We start from the raw sequence: 16,250 nt of genomic DNA on the forward strand, positions 1-16,250 counted from the left end.
CGAAATCGACCCTGCCAGTTAAAAACTGTTACCTATGTGCGTGAACTGATTTGTAACCCATGTGGGTGAGTCATACCCACAGCCGCCATAACATGCACAGCTTTGCGGGTGCAAAAACACCTGCATGGAAGCGGGTTGCTTTTGCACTCTGTTGTCAGGTCGCCAAACCTGATCGCCATATGGGCGACGGGCCGGACTATAAAAGCTCCCCACCCAAACCCATGCAAGGCACCAACGCCCTGACTCAACCCCCTTTCGCCTATCCCCAGCCCCTCCATCCCCAACGCATTCCGCCGTCCGCTCACGGATATCAGGCAAACCCTCGGTAGTTTGGGGAAGTTTCCTACCGCAAAAGGAACCATTTCCCTCAAACCCGGGTCTTTACCCCGCCCACCCGCAACCGGTCGGGCTGCATGGACTGCAGCGTTTTAAAACGACATTAAGGATTAATGTGAACTTCGCCTCCCCGTTCCCTTGTCTGCCACCACCGGCTGCGGTGCGATTGCCCGCGCCTGGGGTTCAGCAAAGTGCCTTGGGGAATGCATTCGGATCATCTGATCCCTCGCTCAGCACACCTACAGCCGCCGGGCGTATTGGCGGCTTTGACTGTAGTTCATGGAGTTTGAAATGAAGCGTAAGCCGTTCCAGAAAACCCTGTTGGCCCTGATGGTCAGCGCAGGCGCCGCGCATGTTGCTGCGGTGGAATTCGACGTGAGCAGCGGCCAGAACAAGTGGAAAGGCCAGGTGTTCAACGAGCCTGTCACCTTGGTCGGGTCGCGCAATGTGGTGGCCACCCAGCGTTATGTCGATGGGGCCAGTGTTGCCGAGACCAATGTTCAGGGTTCGCTGATCAACCGCGCCGACTACAACATTGATGGCAGTGGCCTCAACATCCGTGGTTTTGTGGTGGATGGCGCACTGGACTCTGATCTGCGCGCCCGTGGCGGCACGATCACCGGTGATGTGATCCAGGCCGGTACGATCAGGCTCACCAACCAGACCTGGGCCGAAGGTTTTGAGGTGGGCGCCGCGAACATCGGCGGCAGCGTGATCAACTCCGGAACTATCGTTGCCGTTGACGTGCCGGGGTCGGACAGTGACGGCGAGGGCATGTACCTCAATGGTACGACCGTCGGTGGTGACGTGATCAACTCCGGCCTGATTGATGTCACTTCCATCTACGGCTACGGCCTGATCCTGGATACCCATAACAACATGCCGGTGACCGTCGGCGGCAAAATCCTCAACTCCGGCACCATCCGCGTCACGGGTGAAGAGGCGTTGGGCATTGAAGTTGAAACCGACACCAGTGACCTGCGTATAGAAAACAGCGGTGTGGTGACGGTCAACGGTGGCATGGCCAGGGCCGTACAGTTCAACTCCGGTACCTTCGATTACTTGCTCAACACAGGCACGATTGAAGCCAACGGCGCCAATGCGGTGGCTGTACACCTGACTGGGGCGACCTTTACCCAGAACCCGCAGTCGGGCGCGCGCGGCGTTATCAACCGTGGCCTGATCAGTGCCGACAGCACCGCGATCCTGGTCGATGCCCGTGACCAGACTTCGCCGTTCGAGATCAACCAGCAAGCAGGCGAGATCCGCAGCAAATCCGGCACGGCCATCGACGCTGCCAACCTTGCCACGCTGAACTGGACGGGCGGCAAAATCACCGGCGACCTGCTCAACCTGAGCGCGGTGAATGTCGCCGGCCAAGCTGATTTCGCCGGCCAGCGCATCATCGCGCCGGTATCGATCAATTCCGGCTCGTTGAACCTGGCCGCGCCCGGTACCACGATCAGCGGCAACCTTAACGTCGCCAGCGGCGCGGGCATTGATATGCACCTGGCCGACAGCGTGGTACCGACCACGCCGTATCTGTCGGTCAACGGCACGGCCAATTTCGCCCAGGCGTCGAAGCTCACGGTGAGTGCGCAGCCAGGCGACTTTGCGCGTACTAATAACGGCACTCAATACACGCTGTTGCAGGCTACCAGTGTGCAGAACAACGGCTTGTCGGTTGCCAGTTCGTCGTCGCTGCTCAACGTGCTGAGCTACTCGGCGGATGCGCAAACGGTCAAGGCTGTTGTCGCAGTTAAAGACAACCAGCAAGTGCAGCAGGAACTTGCCGGTGCAGGTGCCAGCGCCGCAGCGGCCACGGCGGTGAATACGTTCAAGAACGATGTGCTCGGCGGCCTGAACCAGAACGACCCAGTGTTCCAGTCCCTCGCCAACGCCGGGACTGCGCAACAGCTTGCTCAGGTGAGTGAACAGCTCAAGCCGGATGTGAACCGTGGCGCGCTGGATGTGGCGTTGTCGGGGCAGACTGTTATCAATGGCGCGATCTTCAACCGCCTTACCGACCAGCGCGAAGGCCATCAAACCGGCGGCGTGTGGGTGCAGGGTTTGAGCAGCAACATGGACCAGGATGGGCGCGGCGGTAACAACGGTTACTCGGCCAACAGCAGCGGCATGGCCGTGGGTGTGGACGGGCGTTTGAACGACACCACCACCCTGGGCGTGGCTTACAGCTACCTTAATTCCAACATCCATTCGGACCTTGGCAACAAGACCGATGTGGAGGGCCACGCGCTGTCGCTGTATGGCAACTGGGCGCTGCAAAACTGGTTTGTCGATGGCAGCCTCAGCTACGGTCATAACGACAACGACAGCAAGCGCCATGTGGCGGGCACCACGGCCAAGGGCAGTTACGACAGTAACGTGTTGTCGGCCAGCGTGATCGGCGGCTACAGCTTCAAGCCATCGCAGGCGGTGGTGATCGAGCCGCGCGTGGCGGCGCGTTATGCCAATGTGCGCATGGACGGCTACGACGAGAAGGGTTCTTCGGCGGCGCTGAGCACGCGTTCGCAGCGTTATGAAGTGGGTGAGCTGGGCGCGGGTGTGCGTTTGGCCGGCAACTTGCCGATGGGTGCGGGTAGCCTGCAACCGGAAGCGACCTTGATGGCCTATCACGACCTGATGGGTGATCGCGTCGCGCAAACCTCCAACTTCGTGGCGGGTGGTGCAGCGTTCACCACCACTGGCGCGTCGGTGGCGCGTGACAGCTACGAGGCGAGTGTGGGCGTGAACTACCAGGTGTCGGACTTCACTGTGGGCGCCAGCTACACCCGCCAGGCGCGCAGTGGCTTTGACGCCGATGGCGTGATGCTCAAAGCGCGTTACGCGTTCTAAGCCACAGCACTGATCGTTCCCACGCTCCGCGTGGGAATGCCGCCCTGGACGCTCTGCGTCTGCTTTTAAGGCCGTGACGCAGAGCGTCACCGGATGCATTCCCACGCGGAGCGTGGGAACGATCGGCTTCCTGATGTCAGAACAACTTGCGCTGCACGGCCTCATCCAGCGTGCTGCGGGTCAGCGCTTCAACCACTTCACCGGTATTGGCCTGGAACGGAATACCCACGATCAGCACCAGGTGCATCCAGGTGCGCACGGATTCGCTTTTCTTCACGCGGCCCAACTCTTTGCCGTCCTTGTCCTTGAACACGGTTTCCAGGGTGAAGGTGTTCTTCGCCGTGGACGGGATGATGAAGAACGTGGCGCCGGTGATGATCGCCGAGGCCATGCTGAACTGTTCGTTGTTGTACAGCGTGGCATCGGCATAGATGTCCGAGTCGACCTTGTCGGTGCTCACCCGGGCAAAGCGGTTGGACTGGCGGAACCCATCGGCCACGGTTTTTTCCCACAGCGCCGCAGGTGCTCCGGCCGTGGTATTGCCGGGGCCACCGTTGACCTGGCTCAGCGCCGTGGTGCGCACGTAGGCGGTGGGTTTCTGTGCCGATGTGCTAGCGGTCGGCGGCCAGGTTTGCACGGCTGGCAATTCGTGTTGCGAGTAGGACACGCAACCGGTCAACAAGACGGCGGCGAGGACCAAGCTGTGTTTGATCAACCCTTTCATATGTTGCTCCCTGAAATTACGGTTTGGCGAGTTTGGCAGTGGCGGTGTCGAGCAGTTGCGCGACCAGTTCGTTCAACTGTTTGGCGCCCATGGTCGGGGCCCAGTATTCGCGGCCGTAGAGGCCCACGTTGCGTTCAAACTTGACCTCTTGCTTGGCGCTTGCCAGTTCCTTGCCGTCACGGTCGACAATCACCAGGTCGCCGGCCACGTCGAAGGTGTCGACGAAAATCGGGCCGTTGACCCAGATCCAGATCGTCAGCGTCAACAGCGCGCCAGGCACGTAGGCGGGGTGAACGCCACGGTGGCCCTTGAGGGAGGTCATGTTGAATTTCAGCGCGACGTCGTTTTCGCCAAGGCGCACCGGGTACTCAGTGACCTGCTTGAAGTAGCCCGCCGTACGCACGTACTGATTGAGCTGGGCCGTGAGCGAACGGCTGATCGCGGTTTTGTTGGCGTCGTTGACGTCGGCGGCGCTCACTGTCACATCAGCGACTTGCGCACTGCGTGGGCTGCTGATGGGGGCCGGGTGGAGCGGGGCGCCAATGGGGCCGCTGACGGTGTAGGAGACGCAGCCGGTCATCGACAGCGTCGCGAGCAGGGCCGCAGCCCGAAGGAGGGTTTTCAACACGCAATATCCCTATTTAATGAACAAGCCAAGTCAATGTCTCGACCGATGGCTGTGTAACTTGAGGCGGGCGCGCAACGTAACAGAATGCCGTTGAGCGGGGAACGCTTGCGAAGCGGTGAAACCGCTTGAGTACACAGGGCAACCCCGTAAAATACCGCGCACTGGATACAAGGCATTTTTCAAGGACGAATCAAGCAATGCGCCTCTCTGCTTTTCTCCCTGCCACCCGCCTCGCCGCGGGCCGCATGTTTCAACCGCACTGCTGCATGGCAGTCACTCTTCCTGATACCGCTATTGGCGGGCTCGACATTATCGATGTTGAGGCCATGTGCAAGCGTGCGCGCTTTTTCAGCAAAATCTGATCGCCGCGACTTCGTTGATAACGTACACCACAGCCCTTTCCGTTGGTTTCACCCCTAGGAGCACCCTGTGAAAACACTGTCCAAAATTCTGCTGTCGGGCCTCACCGCCGCAGCGTTGCTGAACGTGGCCGGCTGCGCCACCGAGAGCAACCGCGCGATGCCGGTGGAGCAAGTTGCCAGCGCCCACGTCGCTTATTCCGGCGTGCGTGTGCCGATTGCCGTGGGCAAGTTCGATAACCGTTCCAGCTACATGCGCGGCATCTTCTCCGACGGCGTTGACCGCCTTGGCGGCCAGGCCAAGACCATCCTGATCACCCACTTGCAGCAGACCAACCGCTTCAGCGTGCTGGACCGCGACAACATGGGCGAAATCTCCCAGGAAGCCGCGATCAAAGGCGCCGTGCAGAAGCTTAAAGGCGCTGACTACGTGGTGACGGGCGACGTGACCGAGTTCGGCCGCAAAGAGACCGGCGACCGCCAGTTGTTCGGCATTCTCGGCCGTGGCAAAACCCAAGTGGCCTACGCCAAGGTTGCGCTGAATATCGTCAACATCAGCACCTCCGAAGTGGTGTATTCCACCCAGGGCGCTGGTGAATACGCGCTGTCCAACCGCGAAGTCATCGGTTTTGGCGGCACTGCCAGCTACGACTCCACCCTCAATGGCAAGGTTCTGGACCTGGCCATGCGCGAAGCGATCAACCGCCTGGTAGACGGCATCAACGCCGGCGCCTGGAACCCGCGTAACTGATAACAAGAACGCCAAGGAGCACTACACGGATGAGCAAGGCAGTTAAGTTGGCGCTGATGCTGACAGCAATCGCGACGGTCGCCGGGTGCCACACGGCGCCCCAACCCCTGTATCAGTGGGAAAGCTACCAGCCACAGGTTTACGAGTACTTCAAGGGCGAGCCCAAGGAAGCGCAAGTGGAAGCCCTGGAGCGTGATCTGCAAAAGATCAACGCCAGTGGCCGCAAGGCCCCGCCGGGTTACCACGCGCACCTGGGCATGTTGTACCTGAGCATGGGCAAGGATGACCAGATGGTGCAGGAATTCCGTACCGAGAAGGCGTTGTTCCCTGAGTCCGCCGCGTACATGGATTTTCTGCTTAAAAACGCCAAGGCTGGAGTCGCCACTAAATGAACCTGTTAAAACTCACCGGCGCCTTGCTGGCCCTGGCGTTGCTCGGCGGTTGCGCGGCGCCCAAGACCATTGATTACACGGCCTTCAAACAGGCTCGGCCGAAGTCGATCCTGGTACTGCCCCCCATCAATGAATCGCCGGAAGTGCAGGCGTCCTACAGCCTGGTTTCGCAGGTCACCTACCCGTTGGCCGAAGCCGGTTACTACGTGCTGCCGATTGCCCTGGTGGACGAGACCTTCCGCCAGAACGGCCTGACCACCGCCAACGATATCCAGGGCGTGGCGCCGGGCAAGCTGCATGACATTTTTGGTGCGGACGCGGCGCTGTACATCACCATCAGCGACTACGGCACCAAGTACATGCTGATCTCCAGCGACACCTCCGTGACGGCCTCGGCCAAGCTGGTGGACCTGCGCACCGGCACCACGTTGTGGACCGGCTCGGCACGCGCTTCCAGCGAGGAAGGCAACAACAACGGCGGCGGCCTGGTGGGCATGCTGGTCTCGGCAGCGGTGAAGCAGGTGATCAACAGCTCCACCGATGCGGCGCACCCGATTGCCGGTATTGCCAGTGTCCGCCTGCTGTCGGCGGGGCAGCGCACCGGCATTTTGTATGGCCCGCGCAACCCGAAATACGGCACCGACTGAGTGCCTGTTCAACCGTGAACAGCCTTTGCTGGCCGCTTCGGTCCGCAAAGGCTTCGCGGGTTTGGTGCTCACGCGTTGCAGTCAGTTCACAAGTACATCCTGTGGCCTGATCACTTGCGTACTGGTCACCAGGAAGTCTGCTGTGCGGTTGCCGGTCAAGTCGATGGCGATGAAATGGCGCTGGGTCTGTGGGTTGAAACCCACGATCGCGTCGCCAATGCGCCCGCTGAATGCCTTGACGGGCTTGAATTGGGCCTTGGTTCTTCGCTCCAGCCCGCGCAGGTCAACCTTGTCGGTGCCGCTGGTGAAGTCCATGATTACGTCGGGGTTGGCAGGTGTGGAGTCGCTGGCGTAGTTGTAGACGAAACTGTCGGCGCCGCCACCGCCGCGCATGCGGTCCGCACCCGCCCCACCGGTGAGCCGGTTATCGGCCTCGTTGCCGATCATCACATCGTGGCCTGAGCCACCGATAGCGTTTTCGATGAGGCAGTTGCGGGCGATAGAAACGTTGCCTTTGCCGTTGCCTACATCAGAGAACGAGCCCGCCCTGAGGTTAATGACCTGGTTGGTGTGGTAACCCGATACGTCCAGTGTGTCGTTGCCGGCGCCGTCCCATACGCAGAAATTCGCCGCATCCTGTGGGTTTCTCAGGGAGTAATAGTCCCTGCCGGTATTGGAGTTGAAGCCATAGGTGTTGTTTTCTCTGCGGGTTTGGTAATTGGCGCCGTATTTGTGTTGGATGGCACTGATGTCATCCATCATGGGCGCGATGGGGTTGCCGTTGATCGCTTTGCCGCTGTTTTGCGCACCGAAGTAGCTCATGACGGTATGGGCTTTAGAGTCTTGGGCATACACCCGTTTATTATCGTCCTCTAGACCGTTATAGGTGCCTGGGTGCGACAGACCGAGGCTGTGACCGATTTCGTGCGTGAACGTGTGACGGTTCATATGTCTTGGGTTGTAGCGAGTATCACCGCTGAAACTGTCTTTGTATTGACTGTAAGGGTAGGCACCGTCGGCAGACCTGATGGTATCGGTAATGCGAAAGGTCAACCGTCCTTCTGCCGGGGCGCCATTTTCAGTGAAGTCCAGCTTGGCCACGTCACCCCAGGACTGGATGGAACGGCGGGCCTCTTGTTTCTGGTAGTCGTTAAACCCCAGACCCTTTTCGTTAAGGAAGTTGTAAGAAATTTCAATCTGCTTGTTTTGGTTCAAGTCTCGCCATGTTGTTGTATATCGCGTGAGCTGCTCAATGGCCTGTTGCTTATTAAAGGACTGCCTGTTGGCTTTGTGTATGTAAGGGTCGTCAGGGCGTAGAGTGGCGTCATAGTTGCCCCCAGTGCTGCTCACAGAACGGACAGCGGGGGCGTCCCAGCGGCGGTATGCAGGGCTTCGGGTCGATTGAGCGCTGCTTGAATTTGGGTTGTACATCGGCGTTACAGGATTAATTCTCAAGGTCGTTATTCTCACAGGGTATTGGCAATTTTCCTTCTTGGTGAGGCAGGCAAGTTCCATTTTGCTGAGTGGAAAGTTGACAGCGTTGGCGTCACTTTCCAAAGCCTGATGTGTGTCCGAGTAAGTCGTTTTTCTTGTAGGTACAGTGTTCCTACACAGCGTTAAGCCAATGCCCGGTCCTGGGCTGAATTTTCGCCCCGCATCAGAAAAAGCGGCCATCGCCGATGACCGGTTTTCACACGTTTTCAGGTGCAACGTTGAGCCCTGGCGCGACCGCGAGCTTATCCGGAGGCATACCGTGAGGTGGTCAGCCCACTGATATCCTGGGGCCTTATCAACCGCGTGCTTTTCAGCAGAAAGTCCGTCTGGCCGTTGCCGGTCAGGTCAATGGCGACAAAGTACCGATTACTGTAGGCGTTGAACCTCACCAGCGTGTCGCCCGCGCGGCCGGTGTAGGTGTGCACCAGTTGCAGTTGAGTACGGGTGTCCTGGCTCAACCCGGTAAGGTCGATCCTGTCTCGGCCACTGACAAAGTCGGTGATCAGGTCGGCGCTCGCCGGGGTGGAGTCGCTCGCCTTGTCGTACACAAAGACATCCGCGCCACCGCCGCCCCTCAAGGTATCTGCGCCGCCCCCGCCCTTGAGGCGGTTGTTTGCGCGGTTGCCGATCAACGTATCGTCATGGCTGCCGCCAATGGCATTTTCGATGGTCACGCCCTTGGCAATGGAAACATTGCCTTTCATACCGCCCACATCAGAGAAGGCTTCGGCGTTCAAGTTGATGGTTTGTTTCTGATTGAAACCGGAGCAGTCCAACGTATCGTTGCCGCCGCCATCCCATATGCAAAAAACCGGCGCGTCCTGTGAGGACGTCAGGCTGAAATAGTCGCGTTCGGTGTTGGAGTTGAAACCGTAAACGGTATCGCCGCTACGGGTTTGATAGTTGGCGCCGTAGGCGGCCTGTATCGCGGCAATGTCATGCATCAGTGGCGCCACCGAGTAGTGGGTCCACTGTGCGTTTTTTGCGAAGTTTTGCCCGCTGCTGATTTCGGGGTTATAGCTCATCAGGCTGTAGGCTTGAGAGTCTTCAATGTATCCGCGCTTGGCCGGTTGCCGGTTATAGTCACCGGTATGGTCAAGGCCCAGCGTATGCCCAATTTCGTGGGCCATGACATGTTGGTCGTAACGGTCAGTCCTCGGCCGTGCATGCTCTGAGTCCAGCCATGCCTCACCGCCTTTTTTAAAGCTTTTGGGAAAGGGCAGGGTCGCATAGGATTCCTCGTTGCCTTCGTAAACACCCAAGGTCAGCCGCCCCTCGTTACTGGCGCTTTTATGCGAGAACTTTATACGGGCGACATCCGCCCAGGCTTGCATCGACGTAAGCGCCCGTTTCTTTTGTTGTTCATTCAACTCACGGGCCCCCTTGGGCACATGACTGACCCGGTGTGACTCATCCGGCGTAAAGAATTCAGAGGCAATATCAATGACGCCGTCGCGGTTATGGTCTTGCCATTTCAATCCCATTTCCCGGCTGGCGCGTAGCAGGTGCCTGGCGGCTTGGGCGGTGGTGTAGGACACCAATGGCGTGTCCCTGACGGCACCGGGTTGTTGATGCGCAGGCTCAAATAATGCAAACGTCCTATAAAGCTTGTTATTAACGGAGAGCATCTACTTGAATCCTTTTAGTAGGCGAGCGTAAGTGTGAACGTTGAAGCTCATGGGCAATGGGGTTTCTCTGGGTGGCTGAAAGGGTTAAATGTTTTGAGTTTCTACCGGCGTGGAAATACCTTGGCGTGGCTTTCAATGTTTTCAGTCAAACCCATAATATCCTTGGGGTCTAATAGCTGAGTGCTTTTTATCAGGAAGTCGGTCCGGCGATTACCCGTCAAATCCACCCCCACAAAGTATCGACCACTGTGTGAGTTAAACTTAACTACGGTATCGCCAACGCGGCCCGAATAGTTGTCGACCAGCCGCAGCGGTATACCGGTATTCTTTACCAGGTCGGCGAGATTGATCTTGTCTTTGCCACTGACAAAGTCCTCAATCAAGTCGGCATTGTGATAGGGCGAGTCACTGACCTTTTCGTAAGCGTGTGTTATCGAACGGTGGGGTGGTCGGGTCGGCGTGATTGCGGATCGAGTGCTTGGGGCTTCAAGCCGTTGATGTTGGGGCTCGGCGCTCGCGGAGGCGACAATATCTTCTGCTTTGACTTGCCCATAGGTGCGGATCAGCAGGTCGGCCTTGCCGTCGCCCGTCAGGTCAATCGCCAGGCTGCCCTTGCCGCTTTGCTCATCGTAGGTGAGCACCGTCTGACCGGCCTTGCCTGTCATCTCACTGACGAAAGCAAGTGCGCCGACTTTGGCATTCTTCATGGCCACGGACACGTTGATTTTGTCCGTGCCGCTGACAAAATCCATGATCGTATCGGGGTTGTCGGGCGTGGAGTCACTGGCACTGTTGTAGTCAAATGTATCCGCGCCGCCGCCGCCGCGCAGCCGGTCACCACCCGCGCCGCCGGTGAGCCGGTTATCGGCATCGTTGCCAATCATCGCGTCGTCGCCTGAGCCGCCTATGGCGTTTTCCATGACGACACCGCGCGCGATGGAAACGTTGCCCTTGAGCCCGCCGACATCGGAATACGAGCCGGCCTTGAGGTTAATGGTCTGGTTGGAACGGTAGCCGGAAACGTCCAGGGTATCTTTGCCGTCCCCGTCCCAAATGCAGAACACCGCTTTATCCTGATTGGAATTGAGGGTGTAGTAGTCGCGCTGGCTATTGGAGTTGAAACCGTAGGTGGTGTCGTCATGACGGATTTTGCGGTTGACGCCATAGAGCGCCTGGATGGCGGAAATATCGTCCATCATTGCTGATGTTGGTTTGGCGCCGCCATGGTTTTTGCCGCTCAGTGACGCCCCGAAATAGCTCATGACGCTATGAGCCTGGGAATCCTGTACGTGGCTCCTTCGGTTCTCGTTATAGCCGCCATTGTAGTTGCCGGTATGGTACAGCCCCAAGGCGTGACCCGTTTCATGAATCAGGTCGTGGCGCGTGACCCTGTTGGGGTTATACAGGGTGGCGCCTCCTTGGTAATGGTTGCTTGGGTAATAGCCTACGGCGGTGCTGACGGCGTTCGATATGCCAAATGACATTTTGCCCTCTGTGCGTGGCCCATTCTCTTCAAAGGAAAGCTTGGACACATCGCTCCATGACTGCATGGCACGTCGTGCCATTTCTCTCTGGCGACCATCGAATTGCCAGGCGTCGCTGTTGAACGAGTAGGAAACAGAGACCTTTCCATCGCCATTTTTGTCATGCCACTTATGGTTTCCCCGAGTGAGATTGTCGGTTGCCTGGCGTTCATCGAAAGAGCGCACTCTGACGTTAGCCGCATAGGGATCGTTGGGGCGCAGGGTCGGATCTTTACCGTCCCAGTTGCGTTTAGTGGCGGTGTCGAATGTCGTGGAACGGGTTGTTGTGGTTGGATTAAATGGTCGCCGTGTCGATGGCTGAACAGAGGGCTGTACGAACTTACGTACGAACGGGTGTTTAAAGAAGGGTTGCACGAAAGGCCGGAAGACCGGGTTTTTGAAAAAAGGCTGGGTAAACGACTGAACAAACGATCCAATAGTACTTTGGCTGTAGTCTGGTTGCGGGAAGACAGGCGGGCGAAAGTCGACTCTCATAAAATAAATCCATATTCTTGTTGAGGGATATTCATTTTGTAGGGAAGAGCATGTCTGTGTGCTGGAAATACCTTCGCATCCTATAAGTTGTTTTCCAATAGGGTATTTGTTTCTAGGGTGTGTCAATACGCGGGTGTGAAATTGTTTGAAATGGGTGTTATGTTTATTTGTTTTTAAACGTTATGTCGGTGGGGCGGGTTTTCTAAGCACTGCTGGTCTTTTTGAAAGATGATCTTTTCAATCGTGTTTAATATGATTTTTTTGGAAATATAGATTTGCTTACATTGTTGTTTTTTTGTTCGGGCCATTATAGGTTTCGCGCGTAACAGTAACTTATTTCGGACGCTGCACTGTTTAGTGAACTACAGCGCTCGGTGGTTTTAGCTGACGAGCAATGGCGCAGTGCTCGGTAGGCCAAGCGTGTTGGACGCTTAAATTTTGAGCGTTAACCCGAATCCGCAGTGTTTTGCGTCTGAGCCTATGAACGGATTATTTACGGTTGAGGTTCTGCGCCATGTCACATGCTCGTTTAGTGCTGCATCCCCTTATCTGCAGCGTTGCGGTTGCCGTACTGGCTTCGCTGGCCGGCTGTGGGCTTTCATCGTCTCGAGAGGCGGCCAAGCCTCCCGTGCCAGCGGCCGCCGTGCCTCAGGCCGAGGGTGCCTTGAGCAAGCAGGCAGCGATGCCTGTGCTGATGGCCGCACCAATGGCCATGCGCGAAGCCGTGGCCCTGGCATATCGGGCCGAGCCTCAAGAACGCTATCAGGACCTGCCCGACAATCCGGTCTACAGCGTTGCACAAACCCCGGTCTCGACCTTCAGCGCCGACGTCGACACCGGCAGCTACGCCAACGTGAGACGTTTCCTTAACCAAGGGCGGCTGCCACCTGACGGCGCCGTTCGACTGGAGGAAATGCTCAACTACTTTCCTTATGACTACGCGCTGCCCACTGACAGCTCGCCTTTCGGCGTGACCACCGAAGTTGCCGCCACACCCTGGAACCCGCACACACGACTGCTGCGAATCGGCATCAAGGCCTCCGACCGTGCAGTGGCAGACCTGGCACCGGCCAACCTGGTGTTCCTGGTGGATGTGTCGGGCTCCATGGACCGCCGTGAAGGTTTGCCGCTGGTGAAAAGCACGCTGAAATTGCTGGTGGACCAGTTGCGTGATCAAGACCGCGTATCGTTGGTGGTCTACGCCGGTGAATCGCGTGTGGTGCTTGAACCCACCAGCGGGCGCGACAAAACCAGGATCCGCAATGCCATCGACCAACTCACCGCCGGCGGCTCAACGGCAGGCGCCTCCGGCATCGAGCTGGCTTACCGGATGGCCCGTGCCGGCTTTATAGAGAAGGGCATCAACCGCATCCTGCTGGCCACCGACGGCGACTTCAATGTGGGCGTCAGCGACTTCGACAGCCTCAAGCAGATGGCCGTCGACCAGCGCAAAAGCGGCGTGTCCCTGACTACCCTGGGTTTCGGTGTGGATAACTACAACGAGCACCTGATGGAGCAGTTGGCCGACGCCGGCGACGGCAACTACGCCTACATCGACAACCTGCGTGAAGCCCGCAAAGTCCTGGTGGACCAGCTCAGCTCGATCCTGGCGGTAGTGGCGCGGGACGTAAAAATACAGGTGGAATTCAACCCGGCCCAGGTCAGCGAATACCGCTTGCTGGGTTATGAAAACCGCGCACTCAAACGTGAGGATTTCAACAACGACAAGGTCGACGCCGCAGAGATCGGCGCAGGGCACACCGTGACCGCCCTGTACGAAATTGTGCCCAAGGGCGAAAAGGGCTGGTTGGAGCCGTTGCGTTACGCCGCCGGGCCTGCGGCCGAAAACACCTCCGCTGAGCTGGCCATGCTGCGCGTACGCTACAAACCGGCGGCGGGCGGTGCCAGCCAACTGATTGAACGGCCTATCCGCAACGAAACCGCCCCGGCCAGCGCCGACCTGCGCTTTGCGGCAGCGGTGGCCGCCTTCGCCCAACAGCTCAAGGGCGATGGCCGCTACACTGGCAGCATGAGCTTGAAGGACACCGCCGCACTGGCCCGCTCGGCACGCGGTGATGACCCGTTCGGGTTGCGCAACGAGTTCGTGCAACTGGTGGAAGTGGCGCAGAGCCTCAAACGCTGATCCCGAACATGGCACCAATCAACTGTGGGAGCTGGCTTGCCTGCGATGGCAGCCACTCGGTGTACAGGATGTACCGAATCGTCTGCATCGCAGGCAAGCCAGCCCTAACAGTCAATGTGCATCGATCCATCGAAAGGAGTTCGCGACCTACATGGCCGTAACAGATGACTCACCCAGCGACGAATCGCTGCTGGCCCGCTACCGAACCGGCGACGCTGCCGCGTTCGAAGTGTTGTACGCGCGGCACCGCCAAGGGCTTTACCGATTCCTGGTATCACTGAGCAACAAGGCCGAACTGGCTGAAGAGGTGTACCAGGAAACCTGGCTCAGCCTGATCCGCAGCGCCACCCAGCCACAGGGCCGGGCGAGTTTTCGTACATGGCTGTTCCAGATTGCCCGCAACCGCTTGATCGACCACTGGCGCAAGCATGGCATCCACAACCCCTTGCACGACAGCTACGACGAACACCTGCACGCCCAGGCCGACGACAGCGCCGGCCCTGAGCAGCAACTGAGCCTGAGCCGCGACCAGGCCCGCCTCGACGCAGCATTGCAAGACCTGCCCGAAGACCAGCGCGAAGTCTTCCTGCTACGCCTGCACGGCGACCTCGAAGTGCCGCAAATCGCCGCCCTCACCGGCGCCCCGCTGGAAACCGTAAAAAGCCGCCTGCGTTACGCCCAGCAGAAACTGCGCCGCCTGCTGGCCGAGGAGATACTCGTATGACCCACGACCCACACACCCCCGACGACGAACTGATGCAGCATTTTCGTCAACACAGCACCGGCGAGCCGCCCGCGTCCCTCGACGCCTTCATCCTCGCCACCGCCCGCCGCGAAGCCCCGGCGCCGCAACCCAGCCTGTGGCAACGCTGGCTGCAAGCCTGCCGCCAACCGCGCTGGCAAATGGCATTCGCCACCGTTGCCGGTGTGGCACTGATGATCGGCGTAGTGATGCGCGTGCCCGTGTCGCAGCCGGAGATATCCACCGCAACGTTTTCCGCGGCGCCGGCGCCCCAGATGTATGCCGCGCCTGCGGCTGCGCCCATGGCGCGGATGGCGATTGCGCCGAGGGTTGAGTCCGCGCCGGTTCAAGCTGAAATCGCCGGTGCGATGGCGGATGCGCCAATGGCAAAACTCAGCAAGCGCGCACCGCTGGCGTTGCCTTCGTTGGAGGAAGGTTTGCAGGAGATTGTGAACCTGCGCCTGGCGGGGCAAGCCAAAGCGGCGGATGAAAAGCTGTTGGCGCTGCATGAGCGCTTTCCCGAGGAGGATTTGCCGGCGCGGTTGGAGGCGTTGCAGAAGCGGTAAATCGGCAGGCACAAAAAAGCCCCAGGTCTTTCGACCTGGGGCTTTTTCATCTGTATCTGGTGCCCCGGCGTCGTTTGAACCGGGCAGTAATAGGCCCGTATTCATTGGGTTTGTTTGGTGGTGCTTCGGTTAGGCATACACGTGGGCATACACGATGCTTCCTTCTGGTCACTTTTTCGAGGTATCCCCGTAGGGTAAAGCAACATCAAATGGTGGCTGATGTGTTGCCATCCAGCTGAGTAGTTACTTCTTCGCTCGACCTTCTGCCGCCAGTGAGGCGAGCGCAAGGGTGATGAATCCTGCATTTCCATCCAGGGTATCCAGTGCCCCTCGAATGTTCTGTGCCACGTCTGTAGATCCTCTTTGCTCAACCCAGTTTGACAGCTCCTCGATAGCTGCCCCCAGGGCCAGTTGGTTTTCATTCATGCGCTTGAGTAATGAAGCAAGCAAAGGGGTGTCTTCCATGATGTTCTCCCGCCGTGTTGTCAGGTAGTCAATCTACCTCGAGCCAGAGGCATTGCATATCAGCTGTCCTCACCATCTGGTGATCAGAAATCACGCCGACCATCTTGATTCACTAGAGGCCAACAATGTGTTGTAGGGCCAATTTGGAAAGGCAGCATGAGAGCACACACCCAGCCCCCCTCAAAAACTGGTGTAACCGGTGTTACGAGTGTAACGCCCTTCACCAAACGCCCGGTTTCATTGGCTTTCACGGCTGTTACACAGCAACGCTGCATCGCGTACATCGGATGTAACGCTGCCCGTGCGTGTAACGCTAAAGTCAGCATCCAGGTGTTGTGGTCAGGCGCTTTGCGCTCCAGCCTACCAAGCGAATTTCGCTGGCTCCGCCTCTCGATGAGAGGAAATCACGCTGGGGACCCTGAGAGGTTTCGCTTCACACGGGGCATGAAACCCGCGGGATCGAGTTAGTGGGAGGTGCCGGAAGTTACTGAAATTTCAATC

General features: G+C 58.4%; 14 protein-coding genes. 8 read left to right on the top strand and 6 right to left on the bottom strand.

Annotation, left to right across the window (positions count from 1 at the left end; genetic code table 11):
- Positions 1-627 precede the first annotated feature (627 nt).
- Positions 628-3,192 carry an autotransporter outer membrane beta-barrel domain-containing protein gene (locus tag AOA59_RS12145; protein WP_099487556.1) on the top strand — a complete coding sequence of 855 codons (2,565 nt, stop codon included), beginning with the start codon at positions 628-630 and terminating at the stop codon, positions 3,190-3,192.
- Between the two features lie 136 nt (positions 3,193-3,328).
- On the opposite strand, the gene AOA59_RS12150 is transcribed toward AOA59_RS12145, so the two are convergent.
- Together AOA59_RS12150 and AOA59_RS12155 are read right to left on the bottom strand one after the other, a co-directional pair.
- On the bottom strand, positions 3,329-3,916 hold the full coding sequence (locus tag AOA59_RS12150) for a hypothetical protein (RefSeq protein ID WP_068932760.1): 588 nt from the start codon (positions 3,914-3,916) through the stop codon (positions 3,329-3,331).
- A gap of 16 nt (positions 3,917-3,932) precedes the next feature.
- Positions 3,933-4,544, bottom strand: coding sequence for a hypothetical protein (locus AOA59_RS12155; RefSeq protein ID WP_065930912.1), 612 nt, complete (start codon positions 4,542-4,544; stop codon positions 3,933-3,935).
- Positions 4,545-4,741: 197 nt separating this feature from the next.
- On the opposite strand from AOA59_RS12155, the gene AOA59_RS32395 reads away from it, so the two are divergent.
- The 4 genes from AOA59_RS32395 (at position 4,742) to AOA59_RS12170 (ending at position 6,693) form a co-directional block, all read left to right on the top strand.
- Positions 4,742-4,906 carry a hypothetical protein gene (locus AOA59_RS32395; RefSeq protein ID WP_158235242.1) on the top strand — a complete coding sequence of 55 codons (165 nt, stop codon included), beginning with the start codon at positions 4,742-4,744 and terminating at the stop codon, positions 4,904-4,906.
- 67 nt (positions 4,907-4,973) lie between these two features.
- Positions 4,974-5,654, top strand: coding sequence for a CsgG/HfaB family protein (locus AOA59_RS12160; protein WP_065930911.1), 681 nt, complete (start codon positions 4,974-4,976; stop codon positions 5,652-5,654).
- Between the two features lie 29 nt (positions 5,655-5,683).
- Entirely contained in the window at positions 5,684-6,046 is a 363-nt protein-coding gene (locus AOA59_RS12165; RefSeq protein WP_017136673.1) for a DUF4810 domain-containing protein, read from the top strand.
- Positions 6,043-6,693: a DUF799 domain-containing protein gene (locus AOA59_RS12170; RefSeq protein ID WP_017136674.1), complete on the top strand. Its 651-nt coding sequence runs from the start codon at positions 6,043-6,045 to the stop codon at positions 6,691-6,693. Before AOA59_RS12165 ends, AOA59_RS12170 begins: the two co-directional genes overlap by 4 nt.
- An 81-nt stretch (positions 6,694-6,774) precedes the next feature.
- Here the strand turns inward: AOA59_RS12170 and AOA59_RS32400 are convergent, their stop codons facing one another.
- The 3 genes from AOA59_RS32400 to AOA59_RS12185 form a co-directional block, all read right to left on the bottom strand.
- On the bottom strand, positions 6,775-7,908 hold the full coding sequence (locus tag AOA59_RS32400; RefSeq protein ID WP_239694291.1) for a M10 family metallopeptidase C-terminal domain-containing protein: 1,134 nt from the start codon (positions 7,906-7,908) through the stop codon (positions 6,775-6,777).
- A gap of 521 nt (positions 7,909-8,429) precedes the next feature.
- Entirely contained in the window at positions 8,430-9,815 is a 1,386-nt protein-coding gene (locus tag AOA59_RS12180; protein ID WP_158235243.1) for a M10 family metallopeptidase C-terminal domain-containing protein, read from the bottom strand.
- Between the two features lie 101 nt (positions 9,816-9,916).
- Positions 9,917-11,833: a M10 family metallopeptidase C-terminal domain-containing protein gene (locus AOA59_RS12185; RefSeq protein WP_256593046.1), complete on the bottom strand. Its 1,917-nt coding sequence runs from the start codon at positions 11,831-11,833 to the stop codon at positions 9,917-9,919.
- A gap of 514 nt (positions 11,834-12,347) precedes the next feature.
- On the opposite strand from AOA59_RS12185, the gene AOA59_RS12190 reads away from it, so the two are divergent.
- The 3 genes from AOA59_RS12190 to AOA59_RS12200 all read left to right on the top strand — a co-directional run bounded on the left by AOA59_RS12190 (position 12,348) and on the right by AOA59_RS12200 (position 15,284).
- On the top strand, positions 12,348-13,976 hold the full coding sequence (locus AOA59_RS12190; RefSeq protein ID WP_099487557.1) for a VWA domain-containing protein: 1,629 nt from the start codon (positions 12,348-12,350) through the stop codon (positions 13,974-13,976).
- Positions 13,977-14,127: 151 nt separating this feature from the next.
- Complete coding sequence (locus tag AOA59_RS12195; RefSeq protein WP_065930908.1) at positions 14,128-14,700, top strand: RNA polymerase sigma factor; 573 nt, start codon at positions 14,128-14,130, stop codon at positions 14,698-14,700.
- Positions 14,697-15,284 (top strand): hypothetical protein, encoded by a 588-nt coding sequence (locus AOA59_RS12200; RefSeq protein ID WP_099487559.1) that lies wholly within the window; start codon positions 14,697-14,699, stop codon positions 15,282-15,284. The genes AOA59_RS12195 and AOA59_RS12200 overlap by 4 nt, the downstream gene beginning before the upstream one ends.
- Before the next feature lie 243 nt (positions 15,285-15,527).
- Here AOA59_RS12200 and AOA59_RS12205 read toward each other — a convergent pair whose 3' ends face one another.
- On the bottom strand, positions 15,528-15,749 hold the full coding sequence (locus AOA59_RS12205; protein WP_099487561.1) for a hypothetical protein: 222 nt from the start codon (positions 15,747-15,749) through the stop codon (positions 15,528-15,530).
- Positions 15,750-16,250 lie beyond the last annotated feature (501 nt).

The sequence above is a fragment of the Pseudomonas sp. 2822-15 genome (assembly GCF_002742515.1).
Classification (GTDB): domain Bacteria; phylum Pseudomonadota; class Gammaproteobacteria; order Pseudomonadales; family Pseudomonadaceae; genus Aquipseudomonas; species Aquipseudomonas salomonii.

Excerpts from the sequence above, each read along its gene's own strand:
- AOA59_RS12150 (WP_068932760.1), bottom strand. The coding sequence starts at position 3,916 with ATGAAAGGGTTGATCAAACACAGCTTGGTCCTCGCCGCCGTCTTGTTG.
- AOA59_RS12195 (WP_065930908.1), top strand. The coding sequence starts at position 14,128 with ATGGCCGTAACAGATGACTCACCCAGCGACGAATCGCTGCTGGCCCGC.
- AOA59_RS32395 (WP_158235242.1), top strand. The coding sequence starts at position 4,742 with ATGCGCCTCTCTGCTTTTCTCCCTGCCACCCGCCTCGCCGCGGGCCGC.
- AOA59_RS12205 (WP_099487561.1), bottom strand. The coding sequence starts at position 15,749 with ATGGAAGACACCCCTTTGCTTGCTTCATTACTCAAGCGCATGAATGAA.
- AOA59_RS12180 (WP_158235243.1), bottom strand. The coding sequence starts at position 9,815 with ATGCTCTCCGTTAATAACAAGCTTTATAGGACGTTTGCATTATTTGAG.
- AOA59_RS12185 (WP_256593046.1), bottom strand. The coding sequence starts at position 11,833 with ATGAGAGTCGACTTTCGCCCGCCTGTCTTCCCGCAACCAGACTACAGC.
- AOA59_RS12200 (WP_099487559.1), top strand. The coding sequence starts at position 14,697 with ATGACCCACGACCCACACACCCCCGACGACGAACTGATGCAGCATTTT.
- AOA59_RS12165 (WP_017136673.1), top strand. The coding sequence starts at position 5,684 with ATGAGCAAGGCAGTTAAGTTGGCGCTGATGCTGACAGCAATCGCGACG.
- AOA59_RS12170 (WP_017136674.1), top strand. The coding sequence starts at position 6,043 with ATGAACCTGTTAAAACTCACCGGCGCCTTGCTGGCCCTGGCGTTGCTC.
- AOA59_RS12145 (WP_099487556.1), top strand. The coding sequence starts at position 628 with ATGAAGCGTAAGCCGTTCCAGAAAACCCTGTTGGCCCTGATGGTCAGC.
- AOA59_RS12190 (WP_099487557.1), top strand. The coding sequence starts at position 12,348 with ATGTCACATGCTCGTTTAGTGCTGCATCCCCTTATCTGCAGCGTTGCG.